Source organism: Streptococcus mitis subsp. hohhotensis (genome assembly GCF_020089495.2).
GTDB classification, from domain to species: domain Bacteria; phylum Bacillota; class Bacilli; order Lactobacillales; family Streptococcaceae; genus Streptococcus; species Streptococcus hohhotensis.
In genome coordinates this window covers 1-22,104 of the sequence record NZ_JAIRCA020000020.1, presented here as the reverse complement: position 1 = coordinate 22,104, position 22,104 = coordinate 1, and the positions used below count along the sequence as shown (strand labels likewise).

23 protein-coding genes are annotated in these 22,104 nt (G+C 42.6%); 15 read left to right on the top strand and 8 right to left on the bottom strand.

Annotated elements, in window-relative coordinates:
• Positions 1-14 precede the first annotated feature (14 nt).
• The 5 genes from K4Z77_RS08175 (at position 15) to pepC (ending at position 3,932) form a co-directional block, all read left to right on the top strand.
• Complete coding sequence (locus K4Z77_RS08175; protein ID WP_000243908.1) at positions 15-1,256, top strand: aminopeptidase; 1,242 nt, start codon at positions 15-17, stop codon at positions 1,254-1,256.
• Positions 1,257-1,265: 9 nt separating this feature from the next.
• Complete coding sequence (locus K4Z77_RS08170; RefSeq protein ID WP_000901573.1) at positions 1,266-1,496, top strand: GlsB/YeaQ/YmgE family stress response membrane protein; 231 nt, start codon at positions 1,266-1,268, stop codon at positions 1,494-1,496.
• Between the two features lie 20 nt (positions 1,497-1,516).
• The gene (locus K4Z77_RS08165; RefSeq protein ID WP_000704655.1) at positions 1,517-1,747 is read left to right on the top strand and encodes a hypothetical protein; all 231 of its coding nucleotides are present in this window, start codon (positions 1,517-1,519) and stop codon (positions 1,745-1,747) included.
• A gap of 17 nt (positions 1,748-1,764) precedes the next feature.
• Positions 1,765-2,487, top strand: coding sequence for a pseudouridine synthase (locus tag K4Z77_RS08160; protein ID WP_001234918.1), 723 nt, complete (start codon positions 1,765-1,767; stop codon positions 2,485-2,487).
• Between the two features lie 110 nt (positions 2,488-2,597).
• The gene (gene pepC, locus K4Z77_RS08155; RefSeq protein ID WP_224219008.1) at positions 2,598-3,932 is read left to right on the top strand and encodes an aminopeptidase C; all 1,335 of its coding nucleotides are present in this window, start codon (positions 2,598-2,600) and stop codon (positions 3,930-3,932) included.
• Positions 3,933-3,987: 55 nt separating this feature from the next.
• Here pepC and K4Z77_RS08150 read toward each other — a convergent pair whose 3' ends face one another.
• The 5 genes from K4Z77_RS08150 to K4Z77_RS08130 all read right to left on the bottom strand — a co-directional run bounded on the left by K4Z77_RS08150 (position 3,988) and on the right by K4Z77_RS08130 (position 9,032).
• Positions 3,988-4,899 (bottom strand): PTS system mannose/fructose/sorbose family transporter subunit IID, encoded by a 912-nt coding sequence (locus K4Z77_RS08150; protein WP_033676082.1) that lies wholly within the window; start codon positions 4,897-4,899, stop codon positions 3,988-3,990.
• Positions 4,900-4,922: 23 nt separating this feature from the next.
• On the bottom strand, positions 4,923-5,726 hold the full coding sequence (locus tag K4Z77_RS08145) for a PTS mannose/fructose/sorbose transporter subunit IIC (RefSeq protein ID WP_049512103.1): 804 nt from the start codon (positions 5,724-5,726) through the stop codon (positions 4,923-4,925).
• A gap of 25 nt (positions 5,727-5,751) precedes the next feature.
• Positions 5,752-6,741 carry a PTS sugar transporter subunit IIB gene (locus tag K4Z77_RS08140; protein ID WP_224219007.1) on the bottom strand — a complete coding sequence of 330 codons (990 nt, stop codon included), beginning with the start codon at positions 6,739-6,741 and terminating at the stop codon, positions 5,752-5,754.
• A gap of 234 nt (positions 6,742-6,975) precedes the next feature.
• A complete protein-coding gene (gene adhP / locus K4Z77_RS08135) occupies positions 6,976-7,995 on the bottom strand; it encodes an alcohol dehydrogenase AdhP (RefSeq protein WP_000649185.1) in 1,020 nt (339 codons plus the stop codon).
• 224 nt (positions 7,996-8,219) lie between these two features.
• Complete coding sequence (locus K4Z77_RS08130) at positions 8,220-9,032, bottom strand: Cof-type HAD-IIB family hydrolase (RefSeq protein WP_224219006.1); 813 nt, start codon at positions 9,030-9,032, stop codon at positions 8,220-8,222.
• A gap of 189 nt (positions 9,033-9,221) precedes the next feature.
• On the opposite strand from K4Z77_RS08130, the gene K4Z77_RS08125 reads away from it, so the two are divergent.
• From K4Z77_RS08125 to folK, 6 genes are all read left to right on the top strand, one after another.
• Positions 9,222-10,640 (top strand): NCS2 family permease, encoded by a 1,419-nt coding sequence (locus K4Z77_RS08125; protein ID WP_224219005.1) that lies wholly within the window; start codon positions 9,222-9,224, stop codon positions 10,638-10,640.
• Positions 10,641-10,692: 52 nt separating this feature from the next.
• The gene (locus tag K4Z77_RS08120; protein ID WP_049541076.1) at positions 10,693-11,400 is read left to right on the top strand and encodes a CPBP family glutamic-type intramembrane protease; all 708 of its coding nucleotides are present in this window, start codon (positions 10,693-10,695) and stop codon (positions 11,398-11,400) included.
• Positions 11,401-11,495: 95 nt separating this feature from the next.
• Positions 11,496-12,470 carry a dihydropteroate synthase gene (gene folP / locus K4Z77_RS08115; RefSeq protein ID WP_049541074.1) on the top strand — a complete coding sequence of 325 codons (975 nt, stop codon included), beginning with the start codon at positions 11,496-11,498 and terminating at the stop codon, positions 12,468-12,470.
• A gap of 1 nt (position 12,471) precedes the next feature.
• A complete protein-coding gene (locus K4Z77_RS08110; protein ID WP_224219004.1) occupies positions 12,472-13,794 on the top strand; it encodes a bifunctional folylpolyglutamate synthase/dihydrofolate synthase in 1,323 nt (440 codons plus the stop codon).
• Positions 13,775-14,329, top strand: coding sequence for a GTP cyclohydrolase I FolE (gene folE, locus K4Z77_RS08105; protein WP_000380916.1), 555 nt, complete (start codon positions 13,775-13,777; stop codon positions 14,327-14,329). Before K4Z77_RS08110 ends, folE begins: the two co-directional genes overlap by 20 nt.
• A 158-nt stretch (positions 14,330-14,487) precedes the next feature.
• Positions 14,488-15,300: a 2-amino-4-hydroxy-6-hydroxymethyldihydropteridine diphosphokinase gene (gene folK, locus K4Z77_RS08100; protein WP_224219003.1), complete on the top strand. Its 813-nt coding sequence runs from the start codon at positions 14,488-14,490 to the stop codon at positions 15,298-15,300.
• Positions 15,301-15,344: 44 nt separating this feature from the next.
• On the opposite strand, the gene K4Z77_RS08095 is transcribed toward folK, so the two are convergent.
• Complete coding sequence (locus K4Z77_RS08095) at positions 15,345-15,662, bottom strand: DUF960 domain-containing protein (protein ID WP_070480154.1); 318 nt, start codon at positions 15,660-15,662, stop codon at positions 15,345-15,347.
• 237 nt (positions 15,663-15,899) lie between these two features.
• Between K4Z77_RS08095 and ccpA the strand changes: the two genes are divergently transcribed.
• Positions 15,900-16,910 (top strand): catabolite control protein A, encoded by a 1,011-nt coding sequence (ccpA, locus tag K4Z77_RS08090; protein WP_001090627.1) that lies wholly within the window; start codon positions 15,900-15,902, stop codon positions 16,908-16,910.
• A 53-nt stretch (positions 16,911-16,963) separates the two neighbouring features.
• On the opposite strand, the gene K4Z77_RS08085 is transcribed toward ccpA, so the two are convergent.
• Entirely contained in the window at positions 16,964-17,926 is a 963-nt protein-coding gene (locus K4Z77_RS08085; RefSeq protein WP_224219002.1) for an asparaginase, read from the bottom strand.
• Positions 17,927-17,991: 65 nt separating this feature from the next.
• Here K4Z77_RS08085 and K4Z77_RS08080 point away from each other — a divergent pair, with 65 nt between their 5' ends.
• Positions 17,992-19,383: a Cof-type HAD-IIB family hydrolase gene (locus K4Z77_RS08080; RefSeq protein ID WP_224219001.1), complete on the top strand. Its 1,392-nt coding sequence runs from the start codon at positions 17,992-17,994 to the stop codon at positions 19,381-19,383.
• 173 nt (positions 19,384-19,556) lie between these two features.
• On the opposite strand, the gene K4Z77_RS08075 is transcribed toward K4Z77_RS08080, so the two are convergent.
• On the bottom strand, positions 19,557-20,009 hold the full coding sequence (locus K4Z77_RS08075; protein ID WP_000079148.1) for a universal stress protein: 453 nt from the start codon (positions 20,007-20,009) through the stop codon (positions 19,557-19,559).
• Between the two features lie 161 nt (positions 20,010-20,170).
• Between K4Z77_RS08075 and K4Z77_RS08070 the strand changes: the two genes are divergently transcribed.
• Positions 20,171-20,464 carry a hypothetical protein gene (locus K4Z77_RS08070; RefSeq protein ID WP_224219000.1) on the top strand — a complete coding sequence of 98 codons (294 nt, stop codon included), beginning with the start codon at positions 20,171-20,173 and terminating at the stop codon, positions 20,462-20,464.
• 157 nt (positions 20,465-20,621) lie between these two features.
• Positions 20,622-21,836, top strand: a complete 1,215-nt coding sequence (locus tag K4Z77_RS08065; RefSeq protein WP_000666457.1) for a pyridoxal phosphate-dependent aminotransferase — start codon at positions 20,622-20,624, stop codon at positions 21,834-21,836.
• Positions 21,837-22,104 lie beyond the last annotated feature (268 nt).

Below are 22,104 nucleotides of genomic sequence, written 5' to 3'. Positions count from 1 at the left end.
AAAGAGAAAACAACATGGTTTTACCAAATTTTAAAGAAAATCTAGAAAAATATGCGAAATTATTGGTTGCAAATGGAATCAATGTGCAACCTGGTCACACTTTGGCTCTCTCTATCGATGTGGAGCAACGTGAGTTGGCTCACTTAATCGTCAAAGAAGCTTATGCTTTGGGTGCGCATGAGGTTATCGTTCAGTGGACAGATGATGTGATTAACCGTGAGAAATTTCTCCATGCACCGATAGAACGTTTGGACAATGTGCCAGAATACAAGATTGCTGAGATGAACTATCTTTTGGAGAACAAAGCTAGCCGTCTTGGGGTTCGTTCATCTGATCCAGGTGCTTTGAACGGTGTGGACGCTGACAAGCTTTCAGCTTCTGCTAAAGCTATGGGACTTGCTATGAAGCCAATGCGCATCGCAACGCAATCCAACAAGGTTAGCTGGACTGTAGCAGCTGCTGCTGGACTTGAGTGGGCTAAGAAAGTCTTTCCAAATGCTGCGAGCGACGAAGAAGCAGTCGATCTTCTTTGGGACCAAATCTTTAAAACTTGCCGTGTCTACGAAGAAGATCCTGTTAAGGCTTGGGAAAATCATGCAGCTATCCTTAAGAGCATGGCTGATATGCTTAATAAAGAACAATTTTCAGCCCTTCACTACACAGCGCCAGGAACCGATTTGACACTTGGTTTGCCAAAGAACCACGTTTGGGAATCAGCTGGCGCTATCAATGCGCAGGGCGAAGGATTCTTGCCAAATATGCCGACAGAGGAAGTCTTCACAGCGCCTGACTTCCGTCGCGCAGATGGTTATGTCACTTCTACAAAACCGCTTAGCTATAATGGAAATATCATCGAAGGTATTAAGGTAACCTTTAAGGATGGACAAATCGTAGATATCAATGCTGATAAGGGTGATCAGGTCATGAAAGACCTTGTCTTTGAAAATGCGGGTGCGCGTGCCTTGGGTGAATGTGCCTTGGTACCAGATCCAAGCCCAATTTCTCAGTCAGGCATTACCTTCTTTAACACCCTTTTCGATGAGAATGCGTCAAATCACTTGGCTATCGGTGCAGCCTATGCAACTAGCGTTGTTGGTGGAGCGGAGATGAGTGAAGAGGAGCTTGATGCTGCGGGGCTTAACCGTTCAGATGTTCACGTAGACTTTATGATTGGTTCTAACCAAATGGATATCGATGGTATCCGTGAGGATGGAACACGTGTACCACTCTTCCGTAACGGAGATTGGGCAAATTAAGGAGATAATATGTTAGGAAGTATGTTCGTTGGTCTCCTAGTGGGATTTTTAGCAGGTACTCTGACCAACCGTGGAGAGCGAATGGGATGTTTTGGGAAAATGTTTCTCGGATGGATTGGTGCCTTTATAGGCCACTTGCTTTTTGGGACTTGGGGTCCAATTATATCAGGAACAGCCATTATCCCTGCAGTATTAGGAGCCATGATTGTCTTAGCGATTTTTTGGAGACGAGGAAGTTAATTTCTTAAATCTGATACTCAATGAAAATCACAGAGCAAACTAGGAAACTAGCCGCAGGCTGCTCAAAGCACTGCTTTGAGGTTGTAGATGAAACTGACGAAGCCAGCTCAAAACACTGTTTTGAGGTTGCAGATAGAACTGACGAAGTCAGTAACCATACATACGGCAAGGCGACGTTGACGTGGTTTGAAGAGATTTTTGAAGAGTATGAAATGAAAAGGAGGTTGGTCATTGAGACAGCCTCCTTTTGATATGATATAATAGTTCTATGAGATTGGATAAATTTTTAGTTGCCTGCGCTGTGGGGAGCCGGACTGAGGTCAAAAACATGCTCAAGGCTGGGCGAGTGACGGTAAATGGTAAAAAAGAGAAATCAGCTAAATTGCAGATTGATGAAGAAAGAGATGAGATTATCTTTGATGGGCAAGTGTTGGAGTATGAAGAGTTTGTCTACTACATGATGAACAAGCCCAAAGGAGTCATCTCAGCGACTGAGGATCCTAAGCACAGAACCGTTCTGGACTTGTTGGATGACTTGGCTCGGAGCAAGGAAGTTTTCCCAGTAGGACGCTTGGATATTGACACGCATGGTCTTTTGCTCTTGACCAATGATGGTCAGCTGGCCCATGCTCTTCTTTCACCTAAGCGTCATGTTGACAAGACGTATCAGGCACAAGTCAAGGGAATCATGACCCAAGAAGATGTGGAGATATTTGCTAAGGGTATTCCTCTCAAAGACTTTACTTGTCAGCCCGCTAAACTGGAGATTGTGTCCATAGATACAGAAAAAATTCAAAGCCAAATTCGTGTGACCATTGCAGAAGGGAAGTTCCATCAGGTCAAGCGTATGGTGGCTTACTGTGGCAAGGAAGTAGTGGACCTACAGCGTTTGACTATGGGAACTTTAGTTTTAGATGAGAACTTGCAGCGAGGAGAATGGCGTCGCTTGACCAAGGAAGAGTTAGAAGCTCTCCTTGCGAATATTGCTTAATTTGATTTATATTCGAAAAGGTGAGGAAGAATGTCCTTGCCTTTTATGTTTTTCAGTTGCTTCCTTTGTGAAAAGAGTTATAATAGACTGTAGAATAAAAGGAGGAATCTATGAACGCGATTCAAGAATCATTTACTGATAAATTATTTGCCAACTATGAAGCAAATGTCAAATACCAAGCGATTGAAAATGCTGCCAGCCACAACGGAATTTTTGCAGCCCTAGAACGTCGCCAAAGCCATGTAGACAACACACCTGTTTTCTCATTGGATTTGACTAAGGACAAGGTAACCAACCAGAAAGCGTCTGGTCGTTGCTGGATGTTTGCAGCCCTTAACACTTTCCGCCACAAGCTCATCTCACAATACAAACTGGAAAATTTTGAGTTATCACAGGCCCACACCTTCTTCTGGGACAAGTATGAGAAATCCAACTGGTTCTTGGAGCAAGTCATTGCGACTGCAGACCAAGATTTGACGAGCCGTAAGTTTAAATTCCTACTCCAAACACCACAACAAGACGGAGGTCAGTGGGATATGGTGGTGTCTCTCTTTGAGAAATACGGTGTCGTTCCTAAGTCGGTTTACCCTGAATCTGTTTCATCTAGCAGTAGTCGTGAGCTAAATGCCATTCTCAACAAATTGCTTCGTCAAGATGCTCAAATCTTGCGTGACTTGCTCGCTTCTGGTGCAGACCAAGCGACTGTTCAAGCTAAGAAAGAAGACCTCTTGCAAGAAATCTTTAATTTTCTTGCTATGTCCCTAGGCCTTCCACCACGTAAATTTGACTTTGCTTATCGCGATAAGGATAACAACTACCAAAGCGAAAAGGGCATCACACCACAAGAGTTTTACAAGAAATATGTCAATCTTCCTCTAGAGGACTATGTTTCTGTTATCAATGCCCCAACTGCTGACAAGCCTTACGGCAAATCTTACACAGTTGAGATGTTGGGGAATGTGGTTGGTAGCCGTGCGGTTCGTTACATCAATGTACCGATGGAACGCTTGAAAGAATTAGCGATTGCCCAAATGCAAGCAGGTGAGACTGTTTGGTTTGGATCAGATGTCGGTCAACTCAGCAATCGTAAAGCTGGGATCCTTGCGACAGATGTTTATGACTTTGAATCAAGCATGGACATTAAACTCACTCAAGACAAGGCTGGACGTTTGGATTACAGTGAGAGCTTGATGACCCACGCCATGGTCTTGACAGGTGTGGATTTGGATGAAAATGGCAAGTCAACCAAGTGGAAGGTTGAAAACTCATGGGGAGACAAGGTTGGTACAGATGGTTACTTTGTTGCTTCAGATGCTTGGATGGACGAATACACTTATCAAATTGTTGTTCGTAAGGAATTACTAACAGCAGAAGAACTAGCTGCCTATGAAGCAGAACCAATCGTACTCGCACCATGGGATCCAATGGGTGCCTTGGCCGAATAAAAGTATAGAAAAAAGGAATCAGATTTTAGAACCTGATTCCTTTTAAGTTGCTTGATTACATGATGTGAAGAACATGTGCCACAATACCCACTGCGAATAGTGCAAGGATAATAGTGATTGGAGATACTTTTTTCTTAAGCAAGTACATGCAAAGGAAAGTAAGGAGTAGTCCTGATAGTCCAGGGATCAACATATCCAAGTTTTGTTGGAAAGTAGTAACTTTTTCAGGTGTTTGAGATAATCCTTGTCCTACTTGTGCGAATGCTTCTTGGATACCTTTAGATCCTTCTGGCAATTTATCCCAATGGATATAAGCTTTTTCATCTAGTTGAACTTTGGCAACATCGAAAGCAAATTTAATATTTACCCAACGTTGAACAAGGACAGCAAGAATGAACATCCCAAGGATAGAAGCTCCTTTAGTGATATCTTGAAGGATACCGCCAGACATATCTTTAGTGATTTCTGATCCAGCCTTGTATCCAATCTCTTGTGTATACCACAAGAATGACATACGAATCAAGTTCCAAAGAACGAAGAAGAGGATTGGACCTAAGATATTACCAGTAAGGGCAAGTGAAGCACCGAGTGATCCAAGGATTGGGCGTACTGTAAACCAGAATACTGGGTCACCGATACCAGCAAGAGGTCCCATCATACCGATTTTAACCCCTTGGATAGCAGCATCATCGATCTCAACACCGTTAGCACGTTCTTCTTCAAGTGCAAGAGTAACCCCCATGATTGGAGCGGCTACGTATGGGTGAGTGTTGAAGAACTCAAGATGGCGTTCAAGAGCAGCGATTTGATCTTCTTTTTTAGTGTAGAGTTTTTTAAGAGCTGGAATTAATGAGTAAGCCCAACCCAAGTTTTGCATACGTTCATAGTTCCAAGAACCTTGTAAGAAAGTTGAACGCCACCAAACTTTTTTACGATCTGATTTAGTTAATTGAAGTTTTTCAGTCATGATGTTTTCAGTCCTTTCTTATCTTAGTAGTCTTCTAGGATATCGCCGATTGGGTCGTTAGAAGTTGCGGCTCCTCCGCCACCATTTCCACCAGTTTTAGAAAGGTGAAGGTAGATAAGAGCGATAGCAACACCGATAGCACCAAATCCGATTAGAGTAATATCTGACACGGCAGCAAGCACGAAACCGATAGCGAAGAATGGCCATACTTCACGAGTTGCCATCATGTTGATAACCATAGCGTAACCAACGGCAACAACCATACCACCACCGATAGCCATACCATCTTTGAGCCAATCAGGCATAGCATTTAGAATGCTTTGTACTGTTTCAGTTGGTACCATTAGAAGGAGTGCTGCAGGGATTGCAATACGAAGACCTTGAAGAAGAAGTGCGACAAAGTGAGCACGTTCAACTGCTTTGAAGTCACCTTTTTTAGCAGAAGCATCAGCAGTGTGAACCAATCCGACAGAGAGTGTACGGACAATCATAGTCAAGAATAGACCAGCAACTGCAAGAGGGATAGCAACCGCTTGGGCAACACCGATACCTGTCTTAGTAAAGTCGCCACCAAGAACCATAATAATGGCAGCAGCAACAGAAGCAAGAGCAGCGTCAGGAGCTACGGCAGCTCCGATGTTAGCCCAACCAAGGGCGATCATTTGAAGAGAACCACCAAGGATAATCCCTGCTTCAAGGTTACCAGTAACAAGACCGATAAGGGTACAAGCTACGATTGGTTGATGGAATTGGAACTGGTCGAGGATACCTTCAAGACCTGCTAGGAAGGCTACAACGACTACTAAAACCATAGAAATAATAGACATCTTTAAAATCCTTTCATAAAATCGATTATTGCACGTTTGCTTTGTTGATCAAGTCAAACAAATCTTTTTTCGTGTCGTTTGGTACTTTACGTACGTCAAATTCAACACCAAGGTCACGCATTTTTTCAAATGTAGCAACGTCATCTTTATCCATGGACAAAACGTTGTTGACCATTGTTTTACCAGTTGAGTGAGCCATTGATCCAACATTAAGAGTTTTGATTGGCACGCCACCTTCGATAGCACGAAGGGCATCTTGAGGTGTTTCAAACAAGATAAGGGCATGTGTTCCTCCGAAGCGAGGATCTTTTGCAACGTCGATTAGTTTTTGGATAGGAACAACATTTGCTTTCACTTTACCTGGAGCTGCTTGTTTAATCAATTCTTTACGTAATTCGTCTTTAGCTACGTTATCTGAAGCAACGATGATACGGTCTGCTTTTGAATCTGGAGTCCAAGCAGTTGCAACTTGACCGTGAAGTAAACGAGTGTCTAGACGGGCAAGGTTGATTTTGAGTTTACCGTCTCCGATGACAGTTCCTTCTGGAATAGCAGCTTGGGCAACTGGAGCAGCTGCAGCGCTTGCTACTTCCTCAACTGGGTTTAGCTCTTCTGGAAGAGCTTTGATGCCATCTTTGGCTTCTTTAATGATATTAGCAGCGACTTTTTCTACACCTGCAGCAGCGTCCATGAGGCGCTCTGTGTAGGCTTGAATTAACATCGGTAAGTTAAGTCCTGTGATGATGGCAAACTTACGCTCAGGATTTTCTCCCATCACGCGGCTAGCTTGGTTAAATGGAGATCCACTCCAAAGGTCAGCCAAAACTAGAACCTCATCTTCTGCGTCAAATGCAGCAACAGCGTTATTAAACTTAGCGTATAGATCATCAGGACCTTCATTTGGCATAAAGGTTACAACTTGAACCTTTTCTTGTTCACCAAAGATCATAGATCCTGACTGATGAATACCCGCAGCAAATTCGCCGTGGCTCGCAATAATGATTCCGATACTCATTATTGTCATTCCTCCTTTTTTGTTTTAGTTTTCGTTTAAGAAAACTTTAAGACTTTTTAAGTATAAACCGTTTTCATCTAAAAATCAACTATTTATCATAAAATAATTAAAAAGATTACATCTGAAAATATTGATATATTGAGTTTTAGAGAAGTTTTTTTGAATCCTTATTTAAAAATTTAATATAAAAAAGTTGGAAGCGTATTCCAACTTTTAAAATAGGTTTTTATTAGATTAGTGGGTGAAGTCGAGTACCATACGTCCTTGAATTTGACCTTTTTCCATTTCGTCGAAAATGGCTACAGCATCTTCTATTGGACGTTTTTGAACAACTGGAACTACCAAACCTTCTGCACCGAATTGGAAGGCTTCTTCCAAGTCTTTACGAGTTCCAACAAGAGAACCGATGACTTGGATTCCATCTAGAACGGTTTTGACGATGCTGAGTTCCATCATTTCAGAAGGAAGACCAACAGCGACTACGCGACCACCGGCACGAACTGAGTCAACAGCCTGGTTGAAGGCAACTTTAGACACAGCAGTTACGACAGCTGAATGAGCTCCACCATCAGTTTTTTCCTTGATGAGTCCAGGTACATCTTCAACTTCGAGTCCGTTAATAACAATGTCAGCGCCTACTTCTTTTGCAAGGGCAAGTTTGTCGTTATTGATATCAACTGCGATGACATGAGCATTGAATACTTTTTTAGCATATTGAACAGCTAGGTTACCAAGGCCACCAGCGCCGTATAGAACAACCCATTGACCTGGTTCAACTTTTGCTTCTTTTATAGCTTTATAGGTTGTTACACCAGCACATGTGATAGAAGAGGCTTGGGCTGGATCAAGTCCGTCAGGAACTTTGACAGCATAGTCTGCAGTTACGATACATTGTTCAGCCATACCACCATCTACTGAGTAGCCGGCATTTTTCACTGTACGGCAAAGGGTTTCGCGACCAGTTGTACAGTATTCGCAAGTACCACATCCTTCAAAGAACCAAGCAACGCTGACGCGGTCGCCGACTTTAAGGCTTTTTACATCTGGGGCAATTTCCTTAACGATACCAACACCTTCATGTCCTAGAACACGGCCTGGTACTTGGCCAAAGTCACCATGGGCAACGTGGAGGTCAGTGTGGCAAACACCACAATATTCAATTTCTACAAGTGCTTCCCCAGTTTCAAGTGGACGGAGTACTTTTTCTTCAACAGCAACACCAGTGCTTTCTGGATTTACAACAACAGCTTTCATAGCTATCCTCCTTGATATTAACTGAGAGCAGGAGAAACGGGACTGGATTGATTTTGTGTCAACAGAGTCGAGTATGACGAGCTCTCTTGTATTTATATGTGAATTGTATCACAAAAGAAAGCCTTTTCCAAGGTTTTGGAGGCAAAAAGTAGAACAATCGATTAACTGGTTGATGAGACTGTGAAAAGAGCACAAAGACCAGCTTGCAAGCTGGTCAGAATGGACTATAAGAATAAGTCTTGCAGGGTTTTGGCAACCCCGTCTTGGTCGTTTGTCAAGGAAATTTGCTCATCTGCATAGGGGAGTAGCTCAGGATTGGCATTTTTCATGGCATAACCTTTCCCAGCAAAAGCTAGCATTTCGGTATCATTGTGTTCGTCTCCAAAGGCAATCAAATCCTTTTTGTCGCGGTTCATTACCTTGAGCAAGTAGTCCAAAGCAAAGGCCTTGTTGACACCTTTTGGGGTACATTCAAGGATATTGAGCGGACCTCCCCAGGTATTGATAGACAGTTGATGCTGGTAGAAGGCGTTCATTTCTTGTGCCAGAGCATACTTGTCACTGGCTCTGGTCTGCAACAGGATACAGTTAGGATCCTTGGTTACTAACTCAGGCTGGAATTGATCTTCAGGCTGGAAAGCTTCTACACCAAATAGTTTGGGATTAGCAATTTCTTCATTAGGATTTGTAATGTAGAATTTTTTACGATATTCTCCAGCGATAAAATCGGCTTGAATGTCCTCTGAACGTCGAACCATATCTAAAAGATATTTTTTGTCTACAGTTAAACACTTTTCAAAGTCCCAAACCTGGTCTGGCAAATGAGTGAGGGAGCCGTTGAAGTTAATCATAGGAGTATCTAAGCCTAGTTCACGGTAAAAATCTTTTGACATACGGTAAGGGCGACCTGTCGTAATAATAACCTGATGGCCTTTGTCAGCAACTTTTTTAATGGTTTCTTTGGTAAAGTCAGAAATTTGACTGTCTGAGTTGAGCAGGGTTCCATCCAGGTCAACTGCAATAATTTTCTTCGTCATAGGGACCTTTCTAGTGTCTTTTCAGATAAGATGTCTACTATTATAACAGAAAGCAGGCAGAAAAGCAGATTCGAAACCAAAAAAGAAATTTTATCAAATTCTTAAATAAATCAAACAAAGATATTGAAAAAGTGAATGATAAATGATATAATTCTATTATTGTTCGTAAAAATTAAAAGGAGATTGATAATGGACAAATTATTTAAACTAAAAGAGAACGGTACAGACGTTCGTACAGAGGTTCTCGCTGGTTTAACAACTTTCTTTGCAATGAGCTATATTCTCTTTGTAAACCCACAAATTCTTTCGCAAACAGGGATGCCTGCTCAAGGTGTCTTCCTAGCGACGATCATTGGTGCAGTAGCGGGTACCTTGATGATGGCCTTCTATGCTAACTTACCTTATGCCCAAGCGCCAGGTATGGGACTCAATGCCTTCTTTACCTTTACAGTTGTATTTGGACTCGGTTATTCATGGCAAGAAGCCCTAGCTATGGTCTTCATCTGTGGAATTATCTCATTGATTATTACCTTGACAAATGTTCGTAGAATGATCATTGAATCGATTCCAAATGCCCTTCGCTCAGCTATCTCAGCTGGTATCGGTGTCTTTCTTGCCTACGTGGGAATTAAGAATGCTGGACTTTTGAAATTCTCTATTGATCCAGGGAACTACACGGTTGCAGGAGAAGGGGCTGATAAAGCTCAAGCAGCGATTACAGCAAATGCTTCAGCAGTTCCAGGCTTGGTCAGCTTTAATAATCCAGCTGTTTTGGTGGCTCTTGCAGGACTTGCCATTACGATCTTCTTTGTCATCAAAGGGATTAAAGGGGGAATTATCCTCTCTATCTTGACAACAACTGTTCTTGCTATCGCAGTTGGTTTGGTAGATTTGTCTAGTATCGATTTTGCTAATAATCATGTTGGTGCAGCTTTTGAAGATTTGAAGACAGTATTTGGTGCAGCTCTTGGTTCAGAAGGTTTAGGAGCTTTGATTTCAGATACAGCTCGCTTGCCTGAAACTCTGATGGCCATTCTTGCCTTCTCATTGACAGATATTTTTGACACGATTGGTACCTTGATCGGTACAGGTGAAAAAGTTGGTATTGTAGCGACAAATGGTGAAAATCATCAATCAGCTAAGTTAGACAAGGCTCTTTACTCCGACTTGATTGGTACTTCAATTGGTGCCATCGCAGGTACTTCAAACGTAACGACTTATGTTGAGTCTGCTGCTGGTATCGGTGCAGGTGGACGTACTGGTTTGACAGCCTTGGTTGTGGCAATCTGTTTTGCAATTTCAAGCTTTTTTAGCCCACTTCTAGCGATTGTACCAACAGCCGCTACAGCTCCAATCTTGATTATCGTTGGGATTATGATGTTGGCTAGCTTGAAAAATATCCATTGGGATGATATGTCTGAAGCAGTTCCTGCCTTCTTCACATCTATCTTTATGGGCTTCAGCTACTCTATCACTCAAGGGATTGCAGTTGGTTTCTTGACTTACACTTTGACTAAGCTTGTCAAAGGTCAAGCTAAAGATGTTCATGTCATGATTTGGATTTTGGATGCCTTGTTTATCCTTAACTACATCAGCATGGCCCTATAATAGAATTACCCAGGGGGATTTTCCCCCTTTTTTAATACAAAGGAGATAGGTGATGAAAGGGAAAAGTATGTGGAAAGAATTGTTGAATCGTGCAGGTTGGCTTTTGGTCTTTTTGTTAGCGACAATTTTATATCAAATTCCTTTAGCAGTTACTGCAATTTTAGCTTTACATCAAGTACCACTGTTACAGTCAGGGCTGATAGTTGCTGGTATTTCAATTGTGGTTTTAGCGCTATTTATCATTGGAGCTCGTAAAACGCAGTTAGCAAGTTTTAATTTTTCTTTTTTTAGAGCTAAGGATTTGGCACGTTTGGGCTTGAGTTATTTAGTCATTATCGGTTCAAATATACTTGGTTCCATTTTATTGCAACTGTCAAATGAGACGACAACAAGTAATCAGTCTCAGATTAACGATATGGTTCAGCATAGTTCTCTGATTTCCAGTTTCTTCTTGCTAGCCTTGCTTGCTCCGATTTGTGAGGAAATCTTGTGCCGTGGGATTATTCCTAAAAAGATTTTCCGAGGCAAGGAGAACTTGGGATTTGTAGTTGGTACGATTGTGTTTGCTTTATTGCATCAACCAAGTAATTTACCTTCTTTATTGATTTATGGAGGTATGTCGATCGTTCTATCTTGGACGGCTTACAAGACCCAACGTTTGGAAATGTCTATCTTGCTTCACATGATTGTGAATGGGGTGGCTTTCTGTTTGTTGGCTCTTGTGGTGATTATGAGTCGGACATTAGGGATTTCTGTTTAGAAAGTTTTCATGTAGGAACCAATCTCTTTCTACTAGGGAAAGATGAATGCAATCGTGTCCATCTTTTTCTTTTTATGGTAAAATAGAGAAATAATATGGTGAAAAGCCTTGAGGGAGTGACCGATATGTCAAGTACAGCCAATCATGCAAAGACAGCTATTTGCGGAATTATTAATGTAACCCCAGACTCCTTTTCGGATGGTGGTCAATTTTTTGCTCTTGAGCAGGCACTCCAGCAGGCTCGTAAATTGATAGCAGAAGGGGCGAGCATGCTAGATATCGGTGGAGAATCGACTCGACCGGGCAGTAGCTATGTTGAGATAGAAGAGGAAATCCAGCGTGTTGTTCCAGTGATCAAAGCTATTCGCAAGGAAAGTGATGTCCTCATCTCTATTGATACTTGGAAGAGTCAGGTAGCAGAGGCTGCTTTGGCTGCTGGTGCCAATCTGGTTAACGATATCACTGGTCTCATGGGTGATGAAAAAATGGCTCATGTGGTAGCTGAAGCGAGAGCGCAAGTGGTTATCATGTTTAATCCAGTTATGGCTCGACCTCAGCACCCTAGCTCGCTCATCTTTCCTCATTTTGGCTTTGGTCAAACCTTTACAGAGGAAGAGTTAGCTGACTTTGAAACATTGCCAATCGAAGACTTGATGGAGGCTTTCTTTGACAGAGCATTAGCGAGAGCGGACGAAGCTGGTATTGCTTCAGAAAATATCATGTTGGATCCGGGAATTGGTTTTGGTCTGACCAAGAAAGAAAATCTGCTTCTTTTACGGGACTTGGATAAACTCCATCAGAAAGGCTATCCAATCTTTCTTGGAGTTTCGCGTAAGCGGTTTGTTATCAATATCCTAGAAGAGAATGGTTTTGAAGTCAATCCTGAGATAGAACTTGGTTTCCGCAATCGGGACACGGCTTCGGCTCATGTAACCAGTATCGCTGCGAGACAAGGTGTGGAAGCGGTGCGCGTGCATGATGTAGCTAGTCACAAGATGGCAGTTGAAATTGCCTCCGCTATTCGTCTAGCTGATGATGCGGAAAATCTAGATTTAAAACAATACAAATAAGATGAAAGAAATTGAAAACAACCAGTGGATTGCCAACTACCGGACGGACCAACCACATTTTGGCTTGGAACGCATGGTGGAACTGTTAGCTCTGCGTGGCAATCCCCATCTCAAACTCAAGGTCATCCATATCGGAGGGACCAATGGCAAGGGGTCTACCATTGCTTTTTTGAAAAATCTGCTAGAAAAGATAGGGCTGAGAGTTGGGGTGTTCAGCTCGCCCTATCTCATTCATTACACAGACCAGATTAGCATCAATGGGGAATCTATCCCAGAGGCTAGACTAGAAGCCCTTATGGCAGACTATCAGTCTTTGCTTGAAGGAGAAGTGGCTGCTAATTTACAGGGGACAACTGAGTTTGAGATTATCACAGCCATAGCCTATGACTACTTTGCCTCAGAGCAAGTAGATGTGGCAATAATGGAAGTTGGTATGGGTGGGCTTTTAGATAGTACCAATGTCTGCCAGCCCATTTTGACAGGCATCACCACTATTGGACTGGATCATGTGGCCCTACTTGGTGACACCTTGGAGGCCATAGCAGAGCAGAAAGCTGGTATTATCAAACAAGGTATTCCCTTGGTGACAGGTCGTATCGCTCCAGAAGCTTTGGCTGTGATTGACCGCATTGCGGAAGGGAAAGATGCGCCGAGACTTGCTTATGGGAAAGATTATCAAGTTCGTCATCAAGAAAGTGTGGTGACAGGGGAAGTCTTTGACTATACCAGTTCTATCAGACAAGGGCGCTTCCAGACAGGTTTACTTGGTTTGCACCAGATAGAGAATGCTGGGATGGCCATAGCTTTACTTGATACTTTTTGTCAAGAAGATGGTCGAGAGCTACCAGCTAATATCTTGATTGCTCAAGCTCTGGAAGAAACAAGTTGGCCAGGGCGTTTGGAAATCGTGTCAAGAGAACCCTTGATGATTTTGGATGGGGCCCACAATCCCCATGCTATCAAGGCTTTATTAGCAACTTTGCAAGAACGCTTTGCGGATTATCGTAAGGAAATCCTCTTTACTTGCATCAAAACCAAGGCCTTGGAGGATATGTTGGACTTGCTGGGGGAAATACCAGATACCGAGCTTACTCTGACACATTTTGACGATAGTCGGGCGACTGATGAAAGCGTGCTGGAAGAGGCAGCTAAGTCTAGAAATCTCAGCTACCAAGGTTGGCAGGATTTTCTAGAGCAGAAATTGACAGATAAAAAAGAAGAGAAACAAACAGTTAGGATTGTCACGGGTTCCTTGTATTTCTTGAGCCAAGTGAGGGCCTATCTGATGGAGAGGAAAAACGAAAATGGATACACAAAAGATTGAAGCAGCTGTAAAAATGATTATCGAGGCTGTCGGAGAGGACGCTAACCGTGAGGGCTTGCAGGAAACGCCTGCTCGTGTGGCCCGTATGTACCAAGAGATTTTTTCAGGGCTTGGTCAAACAGCGGAGGAACATTTGTCAAAATCCTTTGAGATTATTGATGATAATATGGTGGTAGAAAAGGATATTTTTTTCCATACCATGTGTGAACACCACTTTCTACCATTTTATGGGAGAGCACATATTGCCTACATTCCAGATGGCCGTGTGGCAGGTTTGTCTAAGCTAGCCCGTACGGTTGAAGTTTATTCGAAAAAGCCGCAAATTCAAGAACGGTTGAATATCGAAGTGGCCGATGCCTTGATGGACTATCTAGGCGCTAAAGGAGCCTTTGTTGTCATTGAGGCGGAGCATATGTGTATGAGCATGCGTGGTGTCAGAAAACCAGGCACTGCAACCTTGACGACAGTAGCTCGTGGTTTGTTCGAAACAGATAAGGACCTCCGAGATCAGGCTTATCGTTTAATGGGACTATAATACTCTTCGAAAATCAAATTCAAACCACGTCAGCTTCCATCTGCAACCTCAAAACAGTGTTTTGAGCAGCCTGCGGCTAGCTTCCTAGTTTGCACTTTGATTTTCATTGAGTATAAAAAGAATCCGCTTTAAGCGGATTTTTCTAGAAAGGAATCATTATGGATCAACTGCAGATTAAAGATTTGGAAATTTTTGCCTACCATGGTCTGTTCCCTAGTGAGAAAGAATTAGGGCAGAAGTTTGTCGTTTCAGCTATCCTATCCTATGATATGACTAAGGCGGCGACGGACTTGGATTTAACGGCCTCTGTCCATTACGGAGAATTGTGTCAGCAGTGGACGTCTTGGTTTCAGGAAACCACTGAGGATTTGATTGAAACGGTAGCTTACAAACTGGTAAAACGTACTTTTGAGACCTATCCTCTTGTCCAAGAGATTGAGTTGGAACTGAAAAAGCCTTGGGCGCCAGTCCATTTGCCGTTGGATACTTGCTCAGTGACCATTCATCGTCGCAAGCAACGGGCCTTTATCGCTCTAGGAAGCAATATGGGGGACAAGCAAGCGAACTTGGAGCAAGCCATTGACAAACTGCGAGCTCGTGGCATCCATATTCTCAAAGAGTCCAGTGTCTTAGCGACGGAGCCTTGGGGTGGAGTGGAGCAGGATAGTTTTGCCAATCAAGTGATCGAGGTGGAAACCTGGCTACCAGCACCAGTCTTGTTAGAAACCTTGTTAACCATCGAGTCAGAGATGGGACGGGTGAGAGAAGTGCATTGGGGACCTCGTTTGATTGATTTGGACTTGCTCTTTGTGGAGGACCAGGTTCTTTATACAGATGACCTTATTTTGCCTCATCCTTACATAGCGGAACGCCTTTTTGTTCTTGAGTCCTTACAGGAAATTGCGCCTCATTTTATCCATCCGACATTAAAGCAACCTATCCGCAACTTGTATGATGCTTTGAGAAAATAAAAAAACTCTAGTTTTCAGTCGCTAGTAACTGAAGGCTAGAGTTTTTAAAATAGGTCATTTTCTTCTGGGAGGAGGATAGTCTCTCTACCATCCATATCTAAAATCAATACTCTCGGAGGATAAAGAGGGTCGAAAGGATGATTAAAGTCAAAATCAATGGCTGTAGGGAGGTGTTGGCTTGAGAAGTGGAAGGTAATTTTTCCTTGGTTATTGAGCAATTGAAACTCAAGTTCTTCTTCCAATTCAAAGACGTTTTTTAAGAAGTGATCAATAATATACCAAAAAGAGTCAATGACATCATCAGGCAAGCTGGTAACAATGCCAAAACTAGCAGACCGCATGTGGGTATTGGTAAAAGCCATATTTCTGCCCCCTTTCTTTTCCCTTATCATACAGCAAATAGGATTAAAAATCAAGAAAAGGTGATTTTTTCTTCATAAACATAGCTTTCTATGAAATTTTTTTCAAACAATCTTCAAAAAATACTTGAAAGTGTTTACAAATAGTGATAAAATGGAATAAGTGGAATCATGAAAACGAAATTTTCATACCGTCTCTTTTTTGGAGTCTCGTGAGGTATGATATAGAAAGGAAATGGAATGAATACAGACGATACAGTAACGATTTATGATGTCGCCCGTGAAGCAGGAGTTTCAATGGCGACGGTTAGCCGTGTAGTCAATGGCAATAAGAATGTAAAAGAGAATACTCGTAAAAAAGTGCTTGAGGTGATTGATCGTTTGGATTACCGTCCAAATGCTGTGGCGCGTGGTCTTGCAAGTAAAAAGACAACCACTGTCGGTGTGGTGATCCCAAATATTACCAATGGCTATTTCTCAACGCTTGCTAAAGGGATTGACGATATCGCTGAAATGTACAAGTACAATATCGTCCTTGCCAATAGTGATGAGGATGATGACAAGGAAGTTTCAGTTGTCAATACCCTGTTTTCTAAGCAAGTGGATGGTATCATCTTTATGGGCTACCACTTGACTGAAAAAATTCGTTCAGAGTTTTCTCGCTCTCGGACACCAGTTGTTCTTGCAGGAACTGTGGATGTAGAACATCAGCTTCCAAGTGTCAATATTGACTACAAACAAGCAACGATTGATGCAGTAACCTACCTTGCTAAAGAAAATGAGCGCATTGCTTTCGTAAGCGGTCCACTAGTGGATGACATCAATGGTAAGGTTCGTTTGGTTGGCTACAAGGAAGCCTTGAAAAAAGCAGGTATTTCTTATAGCGAAGGATTGGTATTTGAATCTAAATACACTTATGAAGATGGCTATGCCTTGGCAGAACGCTTGATTTCATCAAATGCAACTGCAGCAGTTGTAACAGGTGACGAGCTGGCAGCAGGTGTCTTGAACGGCCTTGCTGATAAGGGTGTGTCAGTGCCAGAAGAGTTTGAAATCATTACTAGTGATGATTCACAAATCTCACGCTTTACCCGTCCAAACTTGACAACTATTGCCCAACCTCTTTATGACCTTGGTGCCATTAGTATGCGTATGTTGACTAAGATTATGCACAAGGAAGAGTTGGAAGAACGTGAAGTTCTCTTGCCTCATGGTTTGACAGAACGTCGCTCAACACGAAAACGTAAATAGAAAAAATCAGGGAATCGTGCAGATTTCCTGATTTTGCTTTCTGGAGAAGAGACTTACCCTTCCATATAGTCTTTCAAAGCCTGCCCTGTTAGTCCGGCATTGAGGGCGATGAGGAGTTTCAAGCGGGCTTTTTGGGCGTTGAGTTCTTTGACAAAGAAAACACCGGCCTTTTGCAACTGCACGCCCCCACCTTGGTAGGCATAAACAGGCTCAGCTATACCGTTAAAGCATCGTGATACCAGGGCGACTGGGATTCCTTTTTGTAGAAGGGTTTCTAATTTTTGAGCCGTTTCTTTGGGAATATTACCAGCTCCGAAGGCTTGGATAATCAAGCCGTCCAATTGTTCCAAATCCAGCATATCAATCAGCTCATCTGTCATACCAGCATAAGCAGAGATGATAGGGACTAATCCTTGTATGTGATCAAAGTCAAAGCGGACACGAGGTTCAGCTGTTTTAAAGTAGAGGATTTCGTGTTTCATAATCAGACCAAGTGGCCCGTGTGTTGGAGTCTGGAAGGTGCTGACGTTGGTTGTATGCGTTTTGGTGACATACTTGGCAGCGTGGATTTCATCGTTCATAACGACCAAAACTCCTTTGTCAGCAGCCCTGTCATCGCTAGCCACTCGTAAAGCGCTCAGATAATTATAAACACCGTCACTACCGAGTTCGTTGGAGCTACGCATGGCACCTGTTAGAACGATAGGCATATGGGGAACTTCCATGGTATCAAGGAAATAAGCTGTTTCCTCTAAAGTATCGGTCCCGTGTGTGATCACCACTCCATCGTAATTATCTGCTTCCTCTTTGATTTTTTGGTAGAGGGCCAGCATATGCTTGGGTTTGATATGGGGGCTTGGTAGGTTAAAAAAGTCCAAGGCGTGGACTTGGATTCCTTCAAGGGGATTGGACACATGGTTCATGGGATTATCCGAACTCGTCACAACAGCACCAGAAGCATCGGCCTGCATGGAAATAGTCCCACCCGTATGTAAAACAAGGATTTTCTTAGGCATGATTTACTCACTCTTTCTGAAATGTGGTATAATCATTGTATCACAAAAGGGGAGATTGGGATAGGATGGAAGTCAAAGCTGTTTTTTTTGATATCGATGGAACCTTGGTTAACGATCGCAAGAGTGTTTTGAAATCCACTAAGAACGCGATTAAAATCGTCAAAGAGCAAGGGGTGCTTGTCGGTGTAGCGACAGGGCGAGGACCTTTTTTTGTTAAGGAATTGATGGACGATTTGAACCTGGATTTTGCGGTAACCTATAATGGCCAGTATATCTTTACTAAAGACAGAGTCTTGTTCACGAGCCCTATTTCCAAGTTACATTTGCGCCAACTCATTACTTATGCTAAAAAAGAGGGCAAGGAGATTGCCCTAGGGACCAAGGATGCCATGTTGGGTTCCAAAATCATGTCCTTTGGTTTGGGTTCCTTTTCCCAACGAATCAGTCGCTTCGTTCCCTCTGTTTTAACTCGGACGGTGAGTCATTCCTTTAATCGTATGGTCAGCAAGGTTGTTCCCCAAAAGGAAGAAGACCTACTTGATCTAATGAATCAGCCTATCTACCAAGTCTTGATGCTGATGACACCGGAAGAATCTGAGAAGGCGGCAGCTGATTTTGAAGACTTGAAATTGACACGTAGCAATCCTTTTGCAGCGGATGTCATCAATCAAGGAAACTCTAAATTGGAAGGCATACGCCGAGTTGGGAAAGAATATGGTTTTGATCTCAACCAAGTCATGGCCTTTGGTGACTCAGATAACGACCTAGAAATGCTGGCAGGTGTTGGTATGTCGGTCGCTATGGGAAATGGTAGTAGCAGTGTTAAGGAAGTTGCTAAGCATATTACCACCAGCAATCAGCAAGACGGAATCCATAAGGCCCTAGAACATTTTGGTGTTTTAGCTTCAGAAACAGTCTTTGTCAGCCGTGACTATCATTTCAATAAGGTCAAGACCTTCCACCACATGATGGATGAACGAACCCAAGAAGAACCTCGAGCTTGGGATTTAGAAGGTGCAACCCATAGGGCTGGCTTTAAAATAGAAGAATTGGTGGAGTTTGTTCGAGCTGCCAGCCCTTCTGAAGAGGATTTTGGTCAAGCTCTATCGCAACTTCATCAGGCTCTTGATAAGGCAGCAGATAAAGTAGCTAAGAAGACGCCTGCTCAGCAAGATTTGATAGGGCAGGTGGATGCCTTGATTGACACACTTTACTTCACCTATGGCAGTTTTGTCTTGATGGGGGTGGATCCAGAACGTATTTTTGATATTGTTCATCAGGCCAATATGGGGAAAATTTTCCCAGATGGCAAGGCTCATTTTGATCCAGTGACCCATAAAATCTTAAAACCAGATGATTGGGAAGAAAAATATGCTCCAGAACCTGCTATTAAAAAGGAACTGCAGCGTCAGCTCAAGGCTTATGAACGCCATAAAGAGAGAAATAATACTCAATGAAAATCAAAGAGCAAACTAGGAAACTAGCCGCAGGCTGCTCAAAGCACTGCTTTGAGGTTGTGGATAGAACTGACGAAGTCAGTAACCATACCTACGGCAAGGCGACGTTGACGTGGTTTGAATTTAGTATAAATAGTAAACAAAAAGGAGCGCTGAGCTCCTTTTCTTCGTGATTATAAGGTTTTTTCTTGCTCTCTCACAACCAGCAAATCAACCTTAGCATGGCGGAGGATGTATTCAGATGAAGATCCGACCAAGAGGCGTTCAAAGGCGTTGAGACCAGTTGCGCCAACGAGGATGAGGTCCACTTCCTCAGCATCTGGAATAGTACGTGCCAGTAGGGTCTTTGGATTTCCCATTTCAATGACGATGTGAACATCCGCCACACCAGCATCTTTAGCACGTTTTTCGTACTCTTTCATCAGACTTTCAGCGTCGACTTGGAGTTCTTCGTAAACTTCAGCATCAAAGGTGGATACGCTTTGGAGAGCGCGTGTGTCAATGACATGTGCGATGGTGAGTTTAGCGTCGTTTCGTAGAGCAGAATGAACTCCCTTGACAAAAGCCAAGTCTGCTTCTTTAGAACCATCGATTGCGACCATGATATTTTGGTAACGTTGTGCCATAATGAAACCTCCTGAAATTTTCTTACTATAATTGTAAACCTTTTCACTATAGAAGTAAAGCAAAAAAAGTATTTTTCAAAAGAATCTTAGCGCTTAAAATCTATATAAATATATGATAAAATAAAAGAAAGGATAGCAGGAAAGAAGTGAAGGGAGGGATAATGATGAAAAGCTCTTTTCAAACATCAAATTTCCTTTATTATGGAATTATCCTAGTTTCAGTCTTGCTAGAAGTTATCATGATCTGGCAATTAGAGAACCTAGTACCGTTTCTTTATCCAGGTTTTATCGGATTTTTAGTCTTTCACCTACTCTACCATCTAATCTTATTCCTAGTTGCAAAACGAGGTGGGCGTTGGGATTACTTGATGATATGGGGGCTTTTCCTCATGTTTAATCTTCTCTATGACTCCTTTTTAGGCTTACTTCTTCTAGGTTTATCTTTTGGTATGTGATGTGACTTTTCGCAAAATACCTGCTATCTCCCCTGTCTTGACCTCGCTTTTAGCGAGGTTTTTCTTCTATTCGAACTTAGTAACCCATTTCAGTAAACTTGTCGCATTCTCTTTCTAGTGGTATAATGTTACTATCCTGATGAATTGAGGAAACAAGATGAAAGAATATAACAAGTCTAGTAAGTTAGAGCATGTTGCTTATGATATCCGTGGTCCTGTTTTGGAAGAAGCCATGCGGATGCGAGCAAACGGCGAAAAGATTTTACGTCTGAATACAGGAAATCCAGCAGAATTTGGCTTTACAGCGCCAGACGAGGTCATTCATGACTTGATTATGAATGCGCGTGATAGTGAGGGTTACTCTGATTCCAAAGGGATTTTCTCAGCCCGTAAGGCCATCATGCAGTATTGCCAATTGAAGAAATTTCCAAACGTAGATATTGATGATATTTACCTTGGAAATGGTGTCAGTGAGCTGATTGTCATGTCCATGCAGGGTCTTTTGGACAATGGAGACGAGGTCTTGGTGCCAATGCCAGACTATCCTCTCTGGACAGCCGCTGTCAGCCTAGCTGGGGGAAATGCTGTTCACTATATCTGTGATGAAGCTGCAGAATGGTACCCAGATATTGACGATATCAAGTCAAAAATCACTTCCAATACCAAGGCGATCGTCCTTATCAATCCAAATAACCCAACTGGAGCCCTTTATCCTAAGGAACTCTTGTTGGAGATTATTGAGATTGCCCGTCAAAACGATTTGATTATCTTTGCGGATGAAATCTATGACCGCATGGTTATGGATGGACATGTGCATACGCCTGTGGCTAGTTTGGCACCAGATGTTTTCTGTGTCAGCATGAATGGTCTATCAAAATCTCACCGTATTGCTGGTTTCCGTGTGGGTTGGATGGTTTTGTCTGGACCTAAAACGCACGTCAAGGGCTATATTGAAGGACTCAATATGCTGTCCAATATGCGCCTTTGCTCTAACGTTTTGGCCCAACAAGTTGTACAAACTTCCTTGGGTGGCCACCAATCTGTTGATGAATTGCTCCTTCCTGGTGGACGAATTTACGAGCAAAGAAACTTCATCTACAATGCCATTCAAGATATTCCAGGTTTGTCTGCGGTTAAACCTAAGGCTGGACTCTATATCTTCCCTAAAATCGACCGCAATATGTACCGTATCGATGATGATGAGCAGTTTGTCCTTAATTTCTTGAAACAGGAAAAGGTTCTCTTGGTTCATGGTCGAGGCTTTAACTGGCAGGAACCAGACCACTTCCGTATCGTTTACCTTCCTCGTGTTGATGAACTAGCCCAAATCCAAGAAAAGATGACTCGTTTCTTGAAACAGTATCGCAGATAGGGCTTACATCAGAAAAAGGGTAAATTCCCAAACTAAGTTCCACCGCTAATCCAAGTGGAAGTTAGTCTGATAAAAATCCTAAAAACCAGTGGAAATCCGTGTCAGGGTAAGTTCCACTGGTTTTACTAATGCTTGATTTCATCGCTTTTGTAGCTAAAATGAATCGAAAAAAAGAGCGCACAAAATCCCCTCATCTGAAAGCGTTTCAGATTAAGTTCCGCTATGGTGGAAGTTAGTATGAGACGTTTGAATGCGGTTAAAGGTTAGT

Coding starts and splice junctions, on each gene's coding strand:
- K4Z77_RS08160 (WP_001234918.1), top strand. CDS start 1,765: ATGAGATTGGATAAATTTTTAGTTGCCTGCGCTGTGGGGAGCCGGACT.
- folE (WP_000380916.1), top strand. CDS start 13,775: ATGGATACACAAAAGATTGAAGCAGCTGTAAAAATGATTATCGAGGCT.
- K4Z77_RS08175 (WP_000243908.1), top strand. CDS start 15: ATGGTTTTACCAAATTTTAAAGAAAATCTAGAAAAATATGCGAAATTA.
- adhP (WP_000649185.1), bottom strand. CDS start 7,995: ATGAAAGCTGTTGTTGTAAATCCAGAAAGCACTGGTGTTGCTGTTGAA.
- K4Z77_RS08165 (WP_000704655.1), top strand. CDS start 1,517: ATGAAAATCACAGAGCAAACTAGGAAACTAGCCGCAGGCTGCTCAAAG.
- K4Z77_RS08120 (WP_049541076.1), top strand. CDS start 10,693: ATGAAAGGGAAAAGTATGTGGAAAGAATTGTTGAATCGTGCAGGTTGG.
- K4Z77_RS08065 (WP_000666457.1), top strand. CDS start 20,622: ATGAAAGAATATAACAAGTCTAGTAAGTTAGAGCATGTTGCTTATGAT.
- K4Z77_RS08085 (WP_224219002.1), bottom strand. CDS start 17,926: ATGCCTAAGAAAATCCTTGTTTTACATACGGGTGGGACTATTTCCATG.
- K4Z77_RS08110 (WP_224219004.1), top strand. CDS start 12,472: ATGAAAGAAATTGAAAACAACCAGTGGATTGCCAACTACCGGACGGAC.
- K4Z77_RS08070 (WP_224219000.1), top strand. CDS start 20,171: ATGATGAAAAGCTCTTTTCAAACATCAAATTTCCTTTATTATGGAATT.
- K4Z77_RS08140 (WP_224219007.1), bottom strand. CDS start 6,741: ATGAGTATCGGAATCATTATTGCGAGCCACGGCGAATTTGCTGCGGGT.
- pepC (WP_224219008.1), top strand. CDS start 2,598: ATGAACGCGATTCAAGAATCATTTACTGATAAATTATTTGCCAACTAT.
- K4Z77_RS08125 (WP_224219005.1), top strand. CDS start 9,222: ATGGACAAATTATTTAAACTAAAAGAGAACGGTACAGACGTTCGTACA.
- K4Z77_RS08150 (WP_033676082.1), bottom strand. CDS start 4,899: ATGACTGAAAAACTTCAATTAACTAAATCAGATCGTAAAAAAGTTTGG.
- K4Z77_RS08130 (WP_224219006.1), bottom strand. CDS start 9,032: ATGACGAAGAAAATTATTGCAGTTGACCTGGATGGAACCCTGCTCAAC.
- ccpA (WP_001090627.1), top strand. CDS start 15,900: ATGAATACAGACGATACAGTAACGATTTATGATGTCGCCCGTGAAGCA.
- K4Z77_RS08170 (WP_000901573.1), top strand. CDS start 1,266: ATGTTAGGAAGTATGTTCGTTGGTCTCCTAGTGGGATTTTTAGCAGGT.
- K4Z77_RS08145 (WP_049512103.1), bottom strand. CDS start 5,726: ATGTCTATTATTTCTATGGTTTTAGTAGTCGTTGTAGCCTTCCTAGCA.
- folK (WP_224219003.1), top strand. CDS start 14,488: ATGGATCAACTGCAGATTAAAGATTTGGAAATTTTTGCCTACCATGGT.
- K4Z77_RS08075 (WP_000079148.1), bottom strand. CDS start 20,009: ATGGCACAACGTTACCAAAATATCATGGTCGCAATCGATGGTTCTAAA.
- folP (WP_049541074.1), top strand. CDS start 11,496: ATGGTGAAAAGCCTTGAGGGAGTGACCGATATGTCAAGTACAGCCAAT.
- K4Z77_RS08080 (WP_224219001.1), top strand. CDS start 17,992: ATGGAAGTCAAAGCTGTTTTTTTTGATATCGATGGAACCTTGGTTAAC.
- K4Z77_RS08095 (WP_070480154.1), bottom strand. CDS start 15,662: ATGGCTTTTACCAATACCCACATGCGGTCTGCTAGTTTTGGCATTGTT.